The following is an 18,464-nucleotide window of genomic DNA, read 5'->3' on the forward strand; positions in this document are numbered from 1 at the left end:
TATAGCTCTGGGTAGGTTGGGTGAAACCCAACAGCGGTGAGATGGTGGTGTTGGGTTCCGTTCCTCCACCCAACCTACTTAAATAGGCTATATAACCGGCCACCCTCATTCTTAAAAAAAGCGATCGCACTATTTTTCCCCACACTCTAAAACCTACCCCGTAAAAGCATCCGAACACCCAAAGGACCTATACTGAGAATACCGGACATCTCGTAAGTAGTTATTTATAATTATTAAGCCAAATTTACGCTCATTAATTCATTTTTTTTGCTTTATCAGTTTAATCATAATTTTATGGTAGTACAGGACACCAGATCTCTTACTTATCTAATTTATTTATTTAGATGCGCCATTAGGAGCCATCTTCATCGGACAAACTGTATTCCAGTGATTTGTAGCTAATCATTCGGGTACAAGCCCGAAACCACTGAACATTATCTAATCACTAAAGTTCCTCATTCGCCCTCACTAATGCAGCACTATTAGGTTCTAATGGTTGTCGTCCGGCTTGTCCGCCATCAGCATTACGAAATACCTGATTAACCAGGGTTCGCAGGTTAGGAGCATTGCTATTTCTAGCGTGGGTAAAATTCTCAGGAGCCCCGATATCCCGTCCGCGTCGGTTCAGCAAGTCAATTTTGTCAGTACCGATTTCCAAGTCGGTAATATGGTCAGGAGCCGCTACCCTCGATTCCCCAAACTGGAACACAAAGATATCAGCACCACGACCACCAGTGAGAATATCTTGACCGGGACCACCGTTGAGGGTGTCGTTACCAGCACCACCGATTAAAGTATCCTGACCGGGACCACCAAGGAGGCTGTCATTTCCTGGACCTCCATCTAAATAATCGTTACCTTTTCCACCGATTAAAGTATCGTGACCCGCACCACCAAGGAGGCGATCGTTTCCCGGACCTCCATCTAAATAATCGTTACCTTTTCCACCAATTAAAGTATCATTACCTGCTAATCCATAGATGGTGTCATGACCAGGGGTTCCTCGTAATAAATCATTGCCACGAGTACCCCTAATTGGTTCTGGTTCCGGTGTGGGTTCTGGTGTGGGTTCTGGTGTGGGTTCTGGTGTGGGTTCTGGTGTGGGTTCCGGTGTGGGTTCTGGTGTGGGTTCTGGTGTGTCAGCACCATCTACTATCAACCTGCTGATAAAGGCATCATAGTCGCCACCGCTATTGGTTTGTCCATCTAGGTCGCCCTCAGTCAACCCCGCCACATAAATCGAGCCATCACTACCAGTGGTCAGGGCATGAGCCTCGTCATTCTCACTGCTCCCCAACAGATGCGTCCAGAGTTTAGTACCATTGGGCTGATACTTGGTGATAAAGGCATCAGCACCACCACTATTGGTTTGTCCGTCTAGGTTGCCCCCAGTCCCACCCGCCACATAAATAGACCCATCACTACCGGTGGTCAGGCCATTAGCCACGTCAAAATTACTGGTTCCCAACAGGCGCGTCCAGGCTTGAGTGCCATTGGGCTGGAACTTGGTGATAAAGGCATCCCGCCCACCACTATTAGTTTGTCCATCTAGGTTGCCTTCAGTATAGCCAGCCACGTAAATCGAGCCATCACTACCAGTGGTCAGGGCATGAGCCTCGTCATCCTGACTGGTTCCCAGCAGGCGCGTCCAAGCTTGAGTGCCATTGGGCTGGAACTTGGTGATAAAGGCATCCCGCCCATTAGTTTGTCCATCTAGGTTGCCTTCAGTATAGCCAGCCACGTAAATCGAGCCATCACTACCAGTGGTCAGGGCATGAGCCTCGTCATCCTGACTGGTTCCCAGCAGGCGCGTCCAAGCTTGAGTGCCATTGGACTGGAACTTGGTGATAAAGGCATCCCGCCCACCACTATTAGTTTGTCCATCTAGGTCGCCTTCAGTATAGCCCGCCACATAAATCGAGCCATCACTACCAGTGGTCAGGGCATAAGCATAGTCATTCTCACTGCTCCCCAACAGATGCGTCCAGAGTTTAGTACCATTGGGCTGATACTTGGTGATAAAGGCATCAGCACCACCACTATTGGTTTGTCCGTCTAGGTTGCCCATAGTCAAGCCCGCCACATAAATCGACCCATCACTACCGGTGGTCAGGGCATGAGCCCGGTCCCCCCACGCGGTTCCCAGCAGGCGCGTCCAGGCTTTAGTACCATTGGGCTGATACTTGGTGATAAAGGCATCATCGAAGCCACTATTAGTTTTTCCGTCTAGGTTGCCCCCAGTCCAGCCCGCCACATAAATAGACCCATCCCTACCGGTGGTCAGGGCATGAGCCCAGTCATTCCCGCTGGTTCCCAGCAGGCGCGTCCAGTCTACCTCCGGGGTAAAGTCTACCTCAAGGGCAGCAGCGAGATTAATCCGATTTTTGATAATGCCATTGCGGTGGTCGGTAATTGGATCTCCGGTGTTGATCAGTCGCTGGAGGAGTTCTTCTGAACTTTCATCGGGGAAGGCTTCACTGAGAACGGCAACTGCTCCAGCGACGTGGGGGGCTGCCATTGAAGTACCTTCCGTGGTCAACCCTCCAACAGTAATCCAAGAACCTGGAGCGAGAAGGTCTAAAAATGCGCTACTATTGGAGTACGAGACAACGCGATCGTAGCTGGCTTCCCGGGTGTTGCCTGATCCATCCGTATAGGATACAGTGGTGTCATAGACTGAGCCGACGGAAATGGCACTTTCAAAAGCAGCAGGATATCCGATCGCATCCCTAAAGCTACGATTTCCAGAAGCTGCTATCGGTAGGATTCCGTTGTTCCTGGCATTGGCGATCGCTAGACCGAGACCAGTTGCATTATCTGGCAGGGGGTTGGTATGTTTGTCCTTGCCTAAACTCATATTGATGGCAACAATATTGTAGGTATTAAGATTTTCGATTGACCAGTTGATGGCACTAACAATGTCGTTGTCAAACATCTTCGGTTCATATTTGCGTTTTTCTTCATTCCAAACTGGTCGAGAAACATCTAGGACAGCAATTTGAGTACCAGGGGCCACTCCAGCTACGATTGCACTGACATTGGTTCCGTGCTCATGATGAGCATCATCTTTCTTATCCTTATCATCTGGGGTAAAATCATAATAAGCAACAATTCGTCCTTGCAGTCCAGGAGCATCGGGATCAGCACCTGTATCCAGTACCGCTACAGTTGTCCCTCTTCCGGTAAAACCTGTTGCTTCGATCGCTCTGGGTTGCCCAATTAAAGGCAAACTTTCGGCTAAGGCTTTTTCATGAATTTGAGGAACGTCTACCCTTAAAACATCCGGATTTTGCAGCAATTCGATTAGGGGATCTACCTGCTCAAATTTGGCAAAGGTAATCGGTAGATTTTCATAGTCATCGAGGATTTCTAAATCTTGGCTGAAGGGGGATAAGATGTCATCTTTCAGTTCCGAGAACAGGCTGGCTCGATAGTTAATTACTTCATCGCTACCAACAGACCAATTCTCTAACTCCATTTTCTCCTCAACGGCTTGCTCGATATCCCTGCTCTCAAAGGAAATCAGGAGTTCCTGTGCTTCTCCATCTATGAGAGCATCTAAGGCGTTTCCTGAAATTTTATCAGCGATCGCACTTAATCTTTCAAGGAGATCATCATCTAAACCTCCGGCCATGGTATGATGGCCAGCTATTCCATATACTAAATCGAAATCTCCACCCAACAGAATAACATTATCAGCTTCTGTTCCGAGCACCTCATCATTCCCATTTTGCCGTAAATTTGGGGTCAAGTCATCTCCGTCTCTATCCGCTAGATTGATAGTTATATACGGCATAATTAACCTCCTGAATCTTTTGCTAGTCAGAAATTGCTGAACTTTTAGCAAAGTTTACCTGGTCAGTGATTGGGGAAACAGAAGCGCGTTTTACATCAAAATTGTTAATACTGTTTACCCATAAATATTCTACTTTGTTGCCGAAATATTGTCAAGTATATAATTGTTAAAAAAGCGATCGCACTATTTCCCCACACTCTCTAAAACCCCCCCACTCATCAGCAGATTAGCCAATCATAAAAAAACTCTAAAAATCCCGATTTTTGCCTTGACAAATATGGGAGCTTGACTTATTATTAAATCATGGGAAACCGTGCCGACATATATAATGGTTTTTTGAGCCTATAGAGAAGTGGGGTTAAATAGCCATTCAACCCCACCTCATCAATCGGAACTTAATTCCCCAGGATTACACTACAAAGAAATCCTCAACCGGAATCTCTCCGAAACCTGGTAAATCCCCTGTATATCCAGTGATGTTGATAACTAAATCATTCGGAGCCTGAAAACCACGAACATTATCATTAATCACTAGATAAGTGCCGCGAATATTAGGATGAGTCGCCATCACTAATGCAGCACTATTAGGTTCTAATGGTTGTCGTCCGGCTTGTCCGCCATCAGCATTACGAAATACCTGATTAACCAGGGTTCGCAGGTTAGGAGCATTGCTATTTCTAGCGCGGGTCAAATTCTCAGGAGCCCCGATATCCCGTCCGCGTCGGTTCAGCAAGTCAATTTTATCAGTACCGATTTCCAAGTCGGTAATATGGTCAGGAGCGGCTACCCTCGATTCCCCAAACTGGAACACAAAGATATCAGCACCACGACCACCAGTGAGAATATCTTGACCGGGACCACCGTTGAGGGTGTCGTTACCAGCACCACCGATTAAAGTATCCTGACCGGGACCACCAAGGAGGCTGTCATTTCCTGGACCTCCATCTAAATAATCGTTACCTTTTCCACCGATTAAAGTATCATTACCTGCTAATCCATAGATGGTGTCATGACCAGGGGTTCCTCGTAATAAATCATTGCCACGAGTACCCCTAATTGGTTCTGGTTCGGGTGGTTCCGTTGGTGGTACGGGTATTTCCGGTGGTGTCGGTTCCGATTCTGGTGGTTCGACTACAGGTATGGGTGGTTCCGGTTCTGCGGGTGGTTCCGGTTCTGCGGGAGACCCAACTATCCAATCTTGTTGGACGTTTTCCGAATCCACCACAACTCGATAATTGGCTGTATCTGTTTTACCGTCTCCATTCCAATCACCGGAAAAAGTTACTGTATAGGAGGTATTTGGATGAACTTCTAAGCTATAACCCCCCGAATCCCAGGTTGTAGTGGTGAATACCTGACTATTATCGTTGGTATTAACTGCTCTAACCGTTAGTCCACCAATACCTTCACCAACTGTATAGAAGTTATCCTCAGTCACAGTATCACTATAAGCCACACCCAGAATAAAGGGTCCCCTGTCACTGGAATAAGCAAAATTCTGGGTAGTCATTACCGAATTATAAGTCCGCCCGGTCGAGGTAAAATCTCCTTGTAGGGAAGCCAGTCCAACCTCCCGGAAATCAGCGTTCATTAAGTTCTGACGATGACCTGTAGTTGACTGAAAAAGTCTTTCATAGTTCCCCTGAACTCTCTCAGTAAAGTCAATATCTCCAGTGCTTCCTGACCAAGAAATATTTTCACCACTCATCGATCGCCCAGAAAAGGGATAACCAGCGATCTCCATACGCTCATGAGGTGTTGTACCATCAATACCATCATGAGAGAAATAGTTATCATCCAGCATAGACTGGCTGTGGGTTTCCGCCGCTGCATTCAGGTTTAGGTTGAATGCTAAAGGTTGTTTTGGTTCAGTGGTAATTGTTCCCGCAGCAATTCCTTTATTGAGATATCCATCCAGATATAGATTAGCTTCACCTTGAGGCGATCGCCGACCACGGTTGATCAATTCCAGCATATATTGGTCTTGAGGAGAAGGATATCTAATAGCCATGTTATTGTCACTCCTTGTGATAGTTGTAAATGATTGATGAGCAATGATTCCCTCATCTAATTTCTATTATATTTTCCCCAAAATGGAACGTCAAGTCCGCATCCCTTCCCAAAGGCGATCGCTTCCTACTACTCTCCTGCTAATCCCCGGCAATCAACAGTTTAGGCAATCCTAAAAAAACTCTCAAAATCTGGGATTTTTCTCTTGACAAATTCTATGACTTGACTTATGATTAGAGAATGGGAAACCGTGCCGACATATATATAAGGGGTTTAAGCACCCACCCCCATTTCTGGGAAGGGGTGGTGGTGAGTAGGTGGGGTTAAAAAATCACCCCAACCCACATTATTTAACTAAATCAACTCAATACTCAATCTGTACTTCGTCCGAGCGCTAACATGGGGATGTACCCGCACATGGTAAATTCCGGGTTCAAGGTCTCGTTGGGTAATAGTTTCTGCCTGAGTATCTGGATTATTAGATTGGTCTATCAACTCACCCAGGCTACCCAACAATTGCAGGTTAGCATTTGCCACTAGGTCATCAAGGTTGATTGTGACAGTACCGGTACGATTCAGTCTGAAGCTGTAATAATCATTGACATCACGCTTTTCTGATTCAATAAAGCCGATTCGGTTCGTCCTAACGATTTCACCAGTAAGGTTGCCAAGCACAAAGGGGTTACCCAAACTATTACCCAGTTCTGGGTCATCGTCATCAAGAATAGTACCCGTAGCTTCACCCCGTTCCAACTCGGCATTTTGTGGGTCACTGAGAATTACCTTAAAGGTTTGATCCGGTTCGATTTTGGTATCTCCAATCACCGGAACTCTGATCACCCTTTCCGTTTCGCCTCGCGGGAAAATTAGCTCTCCGCTAGTTGGTTCATAGTCACTGTCAGCCACCTTAGCCGTGCCATCCTTGGTAGTATAATTAACTCTCACGATTTGGTTACTCGGACGGTCGAGAGTTACCTTAAATTCCGCAAAACTGCGACCGCGATCGCCTTCCAGTATTTGGGTGTCTGCAATGGAGATATTGGCACTAACGAGTCCATCATCATTAAGAATAGTACCCGTAGCTTCATCCCGACCCAAATCGGCATTTTCCGGTTCACTGAGAATTACTTTAAAGGTTTCATCCGGTTCGACTTCCGTATCTCCAATCACCGGAACTCTGATCACCCTTTCCGTTTGACCCCTCGCAAAAACTAGCTCTCCGCTAGTTGGCTCATAGTCTCCATCAGCGACGGTAGCCGTGCCATCAGCCGTAGCATAATTAACTCTCACGATTTGGTTACTCGGACTGTTGAGAGTTACCTTAAATTCCGCAAAACTGCGACCGCGATCGCCTTCCAGTATTTGGGTATCTGCTATAGATATTTCTGGTACATCATCATTAAGAATAGTACCCGTAGCTTGACCCCGACCCAACTCGGCATTTTGTGGTTCACTCAGAATTACCCTAAAGGTTTCATCCGGTTCGACTTTGGTATCTCCAAACACCGGAACTCTGATCACCCTTTCCGTTTCCCCTCGCGGAAAAACTAACCGTCCCGTAGTTCGCTGATAGTCACGGTCAGCCACCGTAGCCGTGCCATCAGCCGTATTATAATCCACCCTCACGATTTGGTTACTCGGACTGTTGAGAGTTACCTTAAATTCGGCAAAGCTGCGACCGCGATCGCCTTCCAGTATTTCGGTATCTGCTATAGAGATTTCTGGCACATCATCATTAAGAATAGTGCCGATCGCTTCATCCCGACCCAACTCGGCATTTTCCGGTTCACTGAGAATTACCTTAAAGGTTTCATCGGGTTCGACTTTGGTATCCCCAATCACCGGAACTCTGATCACCCTTTCCGTTTGACCCCTCGGAAAAACTAGCTGTCCGCTAGTCGGCTCATAGTCTTCATCAGCCACCGTAGCCGTGTCATCAGCCGTAGTAAAATTAACTCTCACCATTTGGTTACTCGGACGGTCAAGAGTTACCTTAAATTCCGCAAAGCTGCGACCGCGATCGCCTTCCAGTATTTGGGTATCTGCTATAGAGATTTCTGGTACATCATCATTAAGAATAGTACCCGTAGCCTGTCGATTAGCTAAAGTCACATTTTGTGGGTTACTCAGGATTACCCTAAAGGTTTCATCCGGTTCGACTTTAGTATCTCCAATCACCGGAACTCTGATCACCCTTTCCGTTTGACCCCTCGGAAAAACTAGCTCTCCCCTAGTTCTCTCATAGTCACTGTCAGCCACGGTAGCAGTGCCATCACCGGTAGTAAAATTAACTCTCACGATTTGGTCACTAGGACGGTTGAGAGTTACCTTAAATTCCGCAAAACTGCGACCGCGATCGCCTTCCAGTATTTGGGTATCTGCTATAGACATTTCTGGCACTATAATATCATCATTAAGAATAGTGCCGATCGCTTCATCCCGACCCAACTCGGCATTTTCCGGTTCACTGAGAATTACCTTAAAGGTTTCATCGGGTTCGACTTTGGTATCCCCAATCACCGGAACTCTGATCACTCTTTCCGTTTGACCCCTCGGAAAAACTAGCTGTCCGCTAGTCGGCTCATAGTCTTCATCAGCCACCGTAGCCGTGCCATCAGCCGTAGTAAAATTAACTCTCACCATTTGGTTACTCGGACGGTCAAGAGTTACCTTAAATTCGGCAAAGCTGCGACCGCGATCGCCTTCCATTATTTCGGTGTCAGAAATCGAAATTTGTGCGATATCGTCATTAATAATTGTACCCGTAGCCACTGCATTAGCTAAAGTCACATTTTGTGGGTCACTCAGGATTACCCTAAAGGTTTCATCGGGTTCGACTTTGGTATCCCCAATCACCGGAACTCTGATCATCCTTTCCGTTTCCCCTCGCGGAAAAACTAACCGTCCCGTAGTTCGCTCATAGTCTCGGTCAGCCACCGTAGCCGTGCCATCAGCCGTAGTAAAATTTACTGTGATAATTTTGTCACTGGGACTGTTGAGAGTTACCGGAAATTCCGCAAAACTGCGACCGCGATCGCCTTCCAGTATTTCGGTATCTGCTATAGACATTTCTGGCACTATAATATCATCATCATCATCATTAAGAATAGTGCCGATCGCTTCATCCCGACCCAACTCGGCATTTTCCGGTTCACTGAGAATTACCTTAAAGGTTTCATCGGGTTCGACTTTGGTATCCCCAATCACCGGAACTCTGATCACCCTTTCCGTTTGACCCCTCGGAAAAACTAGCTGTCCGCTAGTTTCCTCATAGTCTTCATCAGCCACCGTAGCCGTGTCATCAGCCGTAGTAAAATTAACTCTCACCATTTGGTTACTCGGACGGTCAAGAGTTACCTTAAATTCCGCAAAGCTGCGACCGCGATCGCCTTCCAGTATTTGGGTGTCAGAAATCGAAATTTGTGCGATATCGTCATTAAGAATAGTACCCGTAGCCTGTCGATTAGCTAAAGTCACATTTTGTGGGTCACTCAGAATTACCCTAAAGGTTTCATCTGGTTCGACTTTGGTATCTCCAAACACCGGAACTCTGATCACCCTTTCCGTTTCCCCTCGCGGAAAAACTAACCGTCCGTTAGTTGGCTGATAGTCTCGGTCAGCCACGGTAGCCGTGCCATCAGCGGTAGTAAAATTAACTGTGATCATTTGGTCACTGGGACTGTTGAGAGTTACCTTAAATTCGGCAAAACTGCGACCGCGATCGCCTTCCAGTATTTCGGTATCTGCTATAGACATTTCTGGCACATCATCATTAAGAATAGTGCCGATCGCTTCATCCCGACCCAACTCCGCATTTTCCGGTTCACTGAGAATTACCTTAAAGGTTTCATCCGGTTCGACTTTGGTATCCCCAATCACCGGAACTCTGATCACCCTTTCCGTTTGACCCCTCGGAAAAACTAGCTGTCCGCTAGTCGGCTCATAGTCTTCGTCAGCGACGGTAGCCGTGCCATCAGCCGTAGTAAAATTAACTCTCACCATTTGGTTACTCGGACGGTCAAGAGTTACCTTAAATTCCGCAAAGCTGCGACCGCGATCGCCTTCCAGTATTTGGGTGTCAGAAATCGAAATTTGTGCGATATCGTCATTAATAATTGTACCCGTAGCCACTGCATTAGCTAAAGTCACATTTTGTGGGTCACTCAGGATTACCCTAAAGGTTTCATCGGGTTCGACTTTGGTATCCCCAATCACCGGAACTCTGATCATCCTTTCCGTTTCGCCTCGCGGAAAAATTAACCGTCCGTTAGTTAGCTCATAATCTCCGTCAGCCACCGTAGCCGTGCCATCAGCCGTAGTAAAATTTACTGTGATAATTTTGTCACTGGGACTGTTGAGAGTTACCGGAAATTCCGCAAAACTGCGACCGCGATCGCCTTCCAGTATTTCGGTATCTGCTATAGACATTTCCGGGAAAAAGTTGGCAGGATTATCAATGACAATATCTTCATTGGCTTCTACCTCAACCAACCCACCCAAAATCATTACTCGGTCATCTTTATTCCTCAAATAAGTTAGATCAACTTCACTCAATACCTCCCCATTCACTAACCGCATGAATAACTCTCCCTCATCCCCAGGAGAGTCAATTTCATTTAATTGGGAGTCTATATAATGCCCGAATTCCTCCGTAATCACATTTACCAGTTGATCACTGTGAATTATCGCATCCGATAAATATACCGTACCCGTCAGAGAGTCAAAACCGCCATTAACACCATTCATTAGGTCTGATGACACTACTATCATATCTGGGAGTTGGCTACTCTTAGCTAAAGCCTCGATGATAGTTGCACCTAATTCCACATCCGTATATTCACCGAAAGCCGTTTGTAAATCTGCCTCAAAATTAGCTGAGGCGACAAACTCTGTTAATTGTTGGTTAACCTGAGTCAATGCCGCCTCGATTTCTAATGCTGCTGTCAGTGGTTTTACGGATACATCACCTATGAATCCCAGTGAGGGTAAGGGATTCAGATAGTCCGGTGGATCTGGTACTGTCAGACCCAATATTTCGCTAGTATTTTCCATGGTGGCTTACTCCCTAGGTACATAAGGCCATAATCGTTTATGGTAGGGGCAATTCATCAATTACCCCGGTGGCAATGGTGAAATGTGACTAAATATGACGAATGCAATAAGATTGCTATATTTGCCTAGTTCTCCCCGCAATACCAATTTTATTCTACCTCAAATATTATGTCAACTCCGAATCGGGTCAAAAAGGCGATCGCTTCCCACTGATATGCTGCTAATCCCCTGATATAAAACAGTTCTCGACTTGATCAGATTTTCTCTTGACAAATCCGATGGCTTGACTTACCATTAGAGAATGGGAAACCGTGCCGACATATATAATGGTTTTTTGAGCCTATAGAGAAGTGGGGTCAAATAGCCATTCAACCCCACCTCATCAATCGGAACTTAATTCCCCAGGATTACACTACAAAGAAATCCTCAACCGGAATCTCTCCGAAACCTGGTAAATCCCCTGTATATCCAGTGATATTGATAACTAAATCATTCCGGGGCTGAAAACCAGGAACATTATCATTAATCACCAGATAAGTGCCGCGAATATGACGATTAGTTGCCCTGACCAATGCAGCACTGTTAATTCCTAATGGTTGGTCGCCTTCTTGCTCCCCATTGGCATCTTTAAATACCTGATTAATCACAGCCTGTAGACGGCGACCCTTATTATTAGCAGCACGGGTCAATCTCCTGGGGGGATTCATTTCCTCCCCGTCCTGTTTCAGCAGGTCAATTTTATCAGTACCGATGTCAAAGTCGGTAATATGGTCAGGATAAACCCTCCTCTTTGCCTGCATTACCCTCGATTCCCCAAACTGGAACACAAAGATATCAGCACCAGGACCACCAGTGAGAATATCTTGACCGGGACCACCGTTGAGGGTGTCGTTACCAGCACCACCGATTAAAGTATCCCGACCGGGACCACCAAGAAGGCTGTCATTTCCCGGACCTCCATCTAAGTAATCATGACCAAAACCACCCATCAGGGTGTCGTCTCCACCTAGTCCCTTAATGGTGTCGTTACCGTCTAATCCCAATAGCAAATCGGCATCGCGGGTTCCGGTTAAAGTATCATTGCCAGGAGTGCCTCGAATCGGAACAACTGAGTCAGGCGCAGCGGTCTCAAATTTAATGATATAAGAATTACCTCTCGCCGAAACCAGGTCAGCAGTGCCGTCCCCGTTGATATCTATGCGGCTATAAAAACCACCTGTAGCATAGATATTCCCAGCATCATCTACGGCGATACCATTGCCAGAGTCCCAACTACTTCTTCCCCCAATACTTTGTGCCCAAACCAAAGTACCATCACGGTTGAATTTGGCAATATAGGCATCCGTCCTATATTCCGCCGAAACCAGGTCAGCAGTGCCGTCCCCGTTGATATCTATGCTGCCAGAGAAACCACCTGTAGCGTAGACATTCCCAGCATCATCTACGGCGATACCATTGCCAGAGCTGAAATAATCACTTCCCCCAATACTTTGTGCCCAAACCAAAGTACCATCACGGTTGAATTTGGCAATATAGGCATCCTCCCTTCCCGCCAAAACCAGGTCAGCAGTGCCGTCCCCGTTGATATCTATGCTGCCAGAAAAACCACCTGTAGCATAGACATTCCCAGCATCATCTACGGTGATACCACGCCTGCCCCAATAACTTCCCCCAATACTTTGTGCCCAAACCAAAGCACCATCACGGTTGAATTTGGCAATATAGGCATCCGTCCTATATTCCGCCGAAACCAGGTCAGCAGTGCCGTCCCCGTTGATATCTATGCTGCCAGAAAAACGACCTGTAGCATAGACATTCCCAGCATCATCTACGGCGATACCATCGCCAGAGTCCAAACTTCTTCCCTCAATACTTTGTGCCCAAACCAAAGTACCATCACGGTTGAATTTGGCAATATAGGCATCATGGGCATCCACCCTTCCCGCCGAAACCAGGTCAGCAGTGCCGTCCCCGTTGATATCTATGCGGCCAGAAAAATCACCTGTAGCATAGACATTCCCAGCATCATCTACGGCAATACCATTGCCAGAGTCAAAATCACTTCCCCCAACACTTTGCGCCCAAACCAAAGTACCATCACCGTTGAATTTGGCAATATAGGCATCCGTCTCTCCCGCCGAAACCAGGTCAGCAGTGCCGTCCCCGTTGATATCTATGCGGCCAGAAAAATCACCTGTAGCATAGACATTCCCAGCATCATCTACGGCGATACCATTGCCAGAGTCAAAATCACTTCCCCCAATACTTTGTGCCCAAACCAAAGTACCATCACCGTTGAATTTGGCAATATAGGCATCCGTCCCTCCCGCCGAAACCAGGTCAGCAGTGCCGTCCCCGTTGATATCTATGCTGCCATAAAAATCACCTGTAGCGTAGACATTCCCAGCATCATCTACGGCGATACCACCCCTAGAGTACCAATCACTTACCCCAATACTTTGTGCCCAAGCCAAATTGTAATGGAGTACCCCACCATAGGTAGCCATTACCTCTGTAGACAATACTGGAGATGCAGATATCCTCCCAATATTGACACCTAAATTCCAACTGCCACCCCGTTGCTTATTTCCGGTTAAGTTATCGGTAGCTGCTAAGTTACTACCCAGAACTTGGTGCAGGGTGTTGACGAATTTTTGCCCTACTTTTTGGGCGGCTACTTGGCATCCGTAGAGAATCACTTGGCTACCAACACCCAAGGCGTTTCGCCATTTTTTTAACTCAGGAGTATACTTTCCTAGGGTAGCTAGGTTGAGGATACTATTGCCTAAATATAGACATCCCGGAGAACCGTGGCAGAGTAGATGCAGTTGTTCAATTTCGGTTTCTGTTGCTAGAATATCGCTAATTTGTTGCACTCCATCCCCCTGGCTATCTAACAATAGCACCTGGGCGCTGGGAATCACTCCTGCTACTAACAGAGAGTAATCCTCTAGGGCGCTATCGATAATTACCAGTAGTTTGGGCTTAACCGCCTCCCTGGTGGCAGGTTCTGTGCGCTGACTGTAACTGAGCGGTTGACTGTTCATAGGTATTACCTGGAAATTAGTTGCAGATAATTGGATAGGCTCTGAGTAACTCTATCAACTAAATATTCAGAAAATGTGAAGTCTTGAAACGGATATTGATGGCTTCGATTATAACTTACTCTGGGGGGTTGGATGGCTGGAAAATTGTGAATATTTGTCAAGGAGAATTCCCGGTAAATCCCCCGGGTTATCGGTCTGAAGTTAAGAAATGCGATCGCTTTTAATTTTGAGCCTCTACCAGCCGACATATATGGGGATGGGGAGACCGTGGAAAAACCACCCCACGTCATCAATTAATCCCCTATCAACCAACCCCTTCTCTACTCCCTCTCTAAAACCCGCTACCAATCAGCAGATTAGGCAATCCTCAAAAAACTAACAAAATCCCGATTTTTCCCTTGACAAATATGGGAGCTTGACTTATTATTAAATCATGGGAAACCGTGCCGACATATATAATGGTTTTTTGAGCCTATAGCTCTGGGTAGGTTGGGTGAAACCCAACAGCGGTGAGATGGTGGTGTTGGGTTCCGTTCCTCCACCCAACCTACTTAAATAGGCTATATAACCGGCCACCATCATTCTTAAAAAAAGCGATCGCACTATTACCTCACACTCTCTAAAACCCGCTACCAATCAGGGGTGAGATGGTGGTGTTGGGTTCCCGTACTCCACCCAACCTACTTAAATAGGCTATATAACCTGCCACCCTCATTGTGAAAAAAAGCGATCGCACCATTTCCCCACACTCTCTAAAACCCCCTACCAATCAGGGGTGAGATGGTGGTGTTGGGTTCCGTTCCTCCACCCAACCTACTTAAATAGGCTATATAACCTGCCACCCTCATTGTGAAAAAAAGCGATCGCACCATTTCCCCACACTCTCTAAAACCCCGCTACCAATCAGGGGTGAGATGGTGGTGTTGGGTTCCGTTCCTCCACCCAACCTACTTAAATAGGCTATATGACCGGCCACCATCATTCTTAAAAAAAGCGATCGCACTATTTCCCCACACTCTCTAAAACCCCGCTACCCATCAGCAGATTAGGCAATCATAAAAAAACTCTAAAAATCCCGATTTTTCCCTTGACAAATCCCGGAACTTGACTTATCATTAAAGAATGGGAAACCGTGCCGACATATATAATGGTTTTTTGAGCCTATAGAGAAGTGGGGTTAAATAGCCATTCAACCCCACCTCATCAATCGGAACTTAATTCCCCAGGATTACACTACAAAGAAATCCTCAACCGGAATCTCTCCGAAACCTGGTAAATCCCCTGTATATCCAGTGATGTTGATAACTAAATCATTCGGAGCCTGAAAACCAGGAACATTATCATTAATCACTAGATAAGTGCCGCGAATATCGGCATGAGTCGCCCTCACTAATGCAGCACTATTAGGTTCTAATGGTTGTCGTCCGGCTTGTCCGCCATCAGCATTAGCAAATACCTGATTAACCAGGGTTCGCAGGTTAGGAGCATTGCTATTTCGAGCGCGGGTCAAATTCTCAGGAGCCCCGATATCCCGTCCGCGTCGGTTCAGCAAGTCAATTTTATCAGTACCGATTTCCAAGTCGGTAATATGGTCAGGAGCCGCTACCCTCGATTCCCCAAACTGGAACACAAAGATATCAGCACCACGACCACCAGTGAGAATATCTTGACCGGGACCACCGTTGAGGGTGTCGTTACCAGCACCACCGATTAAAGTATCCCGACCGGGACCACCAAGGAGGCTGTCATTTCCTGGACCTCCATCTAAATAATCGTTACCTTTTCCACCGATTAAAGTATCATTACCTGCTAATCCATAGATGGTGTCATGACCAGGGGTTCCTCGTAATAAATCATTGCCACGAGTACCCCTAATTGGTTCTAGTTCGGGTGTGGGTTCCGGTATGGGTGGGAGTGGGGGTTCCGGTATGGGTGGGAGTGGGGGTTCTGGTGTGTCAGCACCATCTATTGTCAACTTGGCGATAAAGGCATTATAGTGGCAACTACCATTGGTTTGTTCACCTAGGTCGCCCCCAGCATAGCCCGCCATATAAATTGACCCATCCCTACCCGTGGTCAGGGCACGAGCCATGTCATCCCCATCCCTACTGCTTCCCAACAGGCGCGTCCAGTCTTTAGTACCATTGGGCTGGAACTTGGTGATAAAGGCATCATCCCTACCACCACTATTGGTTTGTCCATCTAGGTTGCCCTGAGTCGAGCCCGCCATATAAATCGAGCCATCACTACCGGTGGTCAGGGCATAAGCCCCGTCCCAACTACTGGTTCCCAACAGGCGCGTCCAGGCTTTAGTGCCATCAGGCTGGAACTTGGTGATAAAGGCATCAGCATCACCACTATTGGTTTGTCCATCTAGGTCGCCCCAAGTCGTACCCGCCACATAAATAGACCCATCACTACCGGTGGTCATGGCATTAGCACTGTCCCCATCACGGGTTCCCAACAGGCGTGTCCAGTCTTTAGTACCATCAGGCTGGAACTTGGTGATAAAGGCATCCCACCCACCACTATTGGTTTGTCTATCTAGGTTGCCCAAAGTATAGCCGGCCACATAAATAGACCCATCACTACCGGTGGTCAGGGCATTAGCCCCGTCCCTATCACGGGTTCCCAACAGGCGTGTCCAGTCTTTAGTGCCATCAGGCTGGAACTTGGTGATAAAGGTATCAGCATCACCACTATTGGTTTGTCCATCTAGGTCGCCCCAAGTCGTACCCGCCACATAAATAGACCCATCACTACCGGTGGTCAGGGCATTAGCACTGTCCCAATCACCGGTTCCCAACAGGCGCGTCCAGGCTTTAGTGCCATTGGGCTGGTACTTGGTGATAAAGGCATCATGCCAGCCACTATTAGTTTGTCCATCTAGGTCGCCCCCAGTATAGCCGGCCACATAAATCGACCCATCACTACCGGTGGTCAGGGCAGTAGCCCCGTCACTCCACTCGGTTCCCAACAGGCGAGTCCAGGCTTTAGTGCCATTGGGCTGGTACTTAGTGATAAAGGCATCTTGCTCACCACTATAGGTTTGTCCGTCTAGGTCGCCTTCAGCATAGCCGGCCACATAAATAGACCCATCCCTACCAGTGGTCAGGGCATAGGCCTCATCATCCAAACTGGTTCCCAACAGGCGCGTCCAGGCGAACTCTGGCGACCCTGACATCTGTACTGCTACTGGTTCTCCCTCTACCCAGATGATTCCCCAATCATCCTGATTCCTTAACCCGGTGATATCTGCTTCTGTCAAGGCTTCCCCATTCACTAGGCGCATAAATAACTCTCCCTCATCTCCAGGAGAGTCGATTTCGTTTAACTGAGAATCCAGATAATGCCCAAATTCCTCGGTTATCACATCCACCAGTTTCTCACTGTGAATTATCGCATCCGATAAATACACCTTACCCGTCACGGAGTCAAAAGCGCCATCAGCACCATTCATTGATGTAGCGGAAAGCACTATCATCTCTGGTGTGTCTCCCTGAGTGAAAGCCTCAATGATGGTTGCACCTAATTCCACATCGGTAGATGCACCGAAAGCGGTTTGTAAATCTGTCTGAAAATTAGGTGAGGCGAGAAACTCTGTTAATTGCTGGTTAACCTGAGTTAATGCTGCTGTCAGTGGTTCCCTGGATACATCACGGCTGAATCCCTGTGAGGGAAGGGAATTCGGAGAATCTGATGATGCCAAAATATCCGAGATTTCGCTAGTATTATTCATGAGGGTATCCCCCTACAATGTAGCCATGGGGATTTCATACCTGATTGGTATTTACATGGCTAACGACAATTGTACCCCACTCCCTATATAACCTTTCACCAGAATTGTTAAAAAAAGGCGATCGCACCATTTACTGACACTGCCTCCCACGCGAAAAATCCCGGTTTTTCTCTTGACTAATTCGCGAGATTGACCTCTCATGACAAGGGGAAGGCTGGCCGACATATATAGGAGATATCCGGGGAGCGATCGCACCATTTCCCCACACTCTCTAAAACCCCCCACTCATCAGCAGCTTAGGCAATCCTAAAAAAACTCTAAAAATCCCAATTTTTTCCTTGACAAATATGGGAGCTTGACTTATTATTAAATCATGGGAAACCGTGCCGACATATATAATGGTTTTTTGAGCCTATAGCTCTGGGTAGGTTGGGTGAAACCCAACAGCGGTGAGATGGTGGTGTTGGGTTCCGTTCCTCCACCCAACCTACTTAAATAGGCTATATAACCGGCCACCCTCATTCTTAAAAAAAGCGATCGCACCATTTCCCCACACTCTCTAAAACCCCCCACTCATCAGCAGCTTAGGCAATCCTAAAAAAACTCTAAAAATCCCGATTTTTTTCTTGACAAATCCCGGAACTTGACTTATCATTAAAGAATGGGAAACCGTGCCGACATATATAATGGTTTTTTGAGCCTATAGCTCTGGGTAGGTTGGGTGAAACCCAACAGCGGTGAGATGGTGGTGTTGGGTTCCGTTCCTCCACCCAACCTACTTAAATAGGCTATATAACCGGCCACCCTCATTCTTAAAAAA

Annotated in this window: 8 protein-coding genes; 2 read left to right on the plus strand and 6 right to left on the minus strand. The window is 46.9% G+C overall.

Going from position 1 to position 18,464, the window contains the following annotated elements; genetic code table 11:
- Positions 1-445: 445 nt before the first annotated feature.
- Positions 446-3,796 carry an SBBP repeat-containing protein gene (locus HFV01_RS31095; protein WP_318285861.1) on the minus strand — a complete coding sequence of 1,117 codons (3,351 nt, stop codon included), beginning with the start codon at positions 3,794-3,796 and terminating at the stop codon, positions 446-448.
- Between the two features lie 409 nt (positions 3,797-4,205).
- On the minus strand, positions 4,206-5,807 hold the full coding sequence (locus tag HFV01_RS21690; RefSeq protein ID WP_193520376.1) for a bluetail domain-containing putative surface protein: 1,602 nt from the start codon (positions 5,805-5,807) through the stop codon (positions 4,206-4,208).
- 43 nt (positions 5,808-5,850) lie between these two features.
- Between HFV01_RS21690 and HFV01_RS31100 the strand changes: the two genes are divergently transcribed.
- A complete protein-coding gene (locus tag HFV01_RS31100; protein ID WP_315664629.1) occupies positions 5,851-5,982 on the plus strand; it encodes a hypothetical protein in 132 nt (43 codons plus the stop codon).
- Positions 5,983-6,160: 178 nt separating this feature from the next.
- Here HFV01_RS31100 and HFV01_RS21695 read toward each other — a convergent pair whose 3' ends face one another.
- Positions 6,161-10,858: a Calx-beta domain-containing protein gene (locus tag HFV01_RS21695; protein WP_193520377.1), complete on the minus strand. Its 4,698-nt coding sequence runs from the start codon at positions 10,856-10,858 to the stop codon at positions 6,161-6,163.
- A 407-nt stretch (positions 10,859-11,265) separates the two neighbouring features.
- On the minus strand, positions 11,266-13,905 hold the full coding sequence (locus HFV01_RS21700; RefSeq protein ID WP_193520378.1) for a DUF4347 domain-containing protein: 2,640 nt from the start codon (positions 13,903-13,905) through the stop codon (positions 11,266-11,268).
- Positions 13,906-14,003: 98 nt separating this feature from the next.
- On the opposite strand from HFV01_RS21700, the gene HFV01_RS31105 reads away from it, so the two are divergent.
- Positions 14,004-14,129: a hypothetical protein gene (locus HFV01_RS31105; RefSeq protein WP_315664639.1), complete on the plus strand. Its 126-nt coding sequence runs from the start codon at positions 14,004-14,006 to the stop codon at positions 14,127-14,129.
- A 620-nt stretch (positions 14,130-14,749) separates the two neighbouring features.
- Here the strand turns inward: HFV01_RS31105 and HFV01_RS21705 are convergent.
- Together HFV01_RS21705 and HFV01_RS21710 are read right to left on the minus strand one after the other, a co-directional pair.
- Positions 14,750-14,887, minus strand: a complete 138-nt coding sequence (locus HFV01_RS21705) for a hypothetical protein (RefSeq protein ID WP_193521338.1) — start codon at positions 14,885-14,887, stop codon at positions 14,750-14,752.
- Positions 14,888-15,133: 246 nt separating this feature from the next.
- On the minus strand, positions 15,134-17,644 hold the full coding sequence (locus HFV01_RS21710; RefSeq protein ID WP_193520379.1) for an SBBP repeat-containing protein: 2,511 nt from the start codon (positions 17,642-17,644) through the stop codon (positions 15,134-15,136).
- Between the last annotated feature and the right edge of the window lie 820 nt (positions 17,645-18,464).

The sequence above is a fragment of the Limnospira fusiformis SAG 85.79 genome (genome assembly GCF_012516315.1).
Classification (GTDB): domain Bacteria; phylum Cyanobacteriota; class Cyanobacteriia; order Cyanobacteriales; family Microcoleaceae; genus Limnospira; species Limnospira fusiformis.

What these genes read in the sequence shown, in the direction of transcription:
- HFV01_RS31095 (WP_318285861.1), bottom strand. Translation starts at nt 3,796, where the DNA reads ATGCCGTATATAACTATCAATCTAGCGGATAGAGACGGAGATGACTTG.
- HFV01_RS21690 (WP_193520376.1), bottom strand. Translation starts at nt 5,807, where the DNA reads ATGGCTATTAGATATCCTTCTCCTCAAGACCAATATATGCTGGAATTG.
- HFV01_RS31100 (WP_315664629.1), top strand. Translation starts at nt 5,851, where the DNA reads ATGATTCCCTCATCTAATTTCTATTATATTTTCCCCAAAATGGAACGT.
- HFV01_RS21695 (WP_193520377.1), bottom strand. Translation starts at nt 10,858, where the DNA reads ATGGAAAATACTAGCGAAATATTGGGTCTGACAGTACCAGATCCACCG.
- HFV01_RS21700 (WP_193520378.1), bottom strand. Translation starts at nt 13,905, where the DNA reads ATGAACAGTCAACCGCTCAGTTACAGTCAGCGCACAGAACCTGCCACC.
- HFV01_RS31105 (WP_315664639.1), top strand. Translation starts at nt 14,004, where the DNA reads ATGGCTTCGATTATAACTTACTCTGGGGGGTTGGATGGCTGGAAAATT.
- HFV01_RS21705 (WP_193521338.1), bottom strand. Translation starts at nt 14,887, where the DNA reads ATGATGGTGGCCGGTCATATAGCCTATTTAAGTAGGTTGGGTGGAGGA.
- HFV01_RS21710 (WP_193520379.1), bottom strand. Translation starts at nt 17,644, where the DNA reads ATGAATAATACTAGCGAAATCTCGGATATTTTGGCATCATCAGATTCT.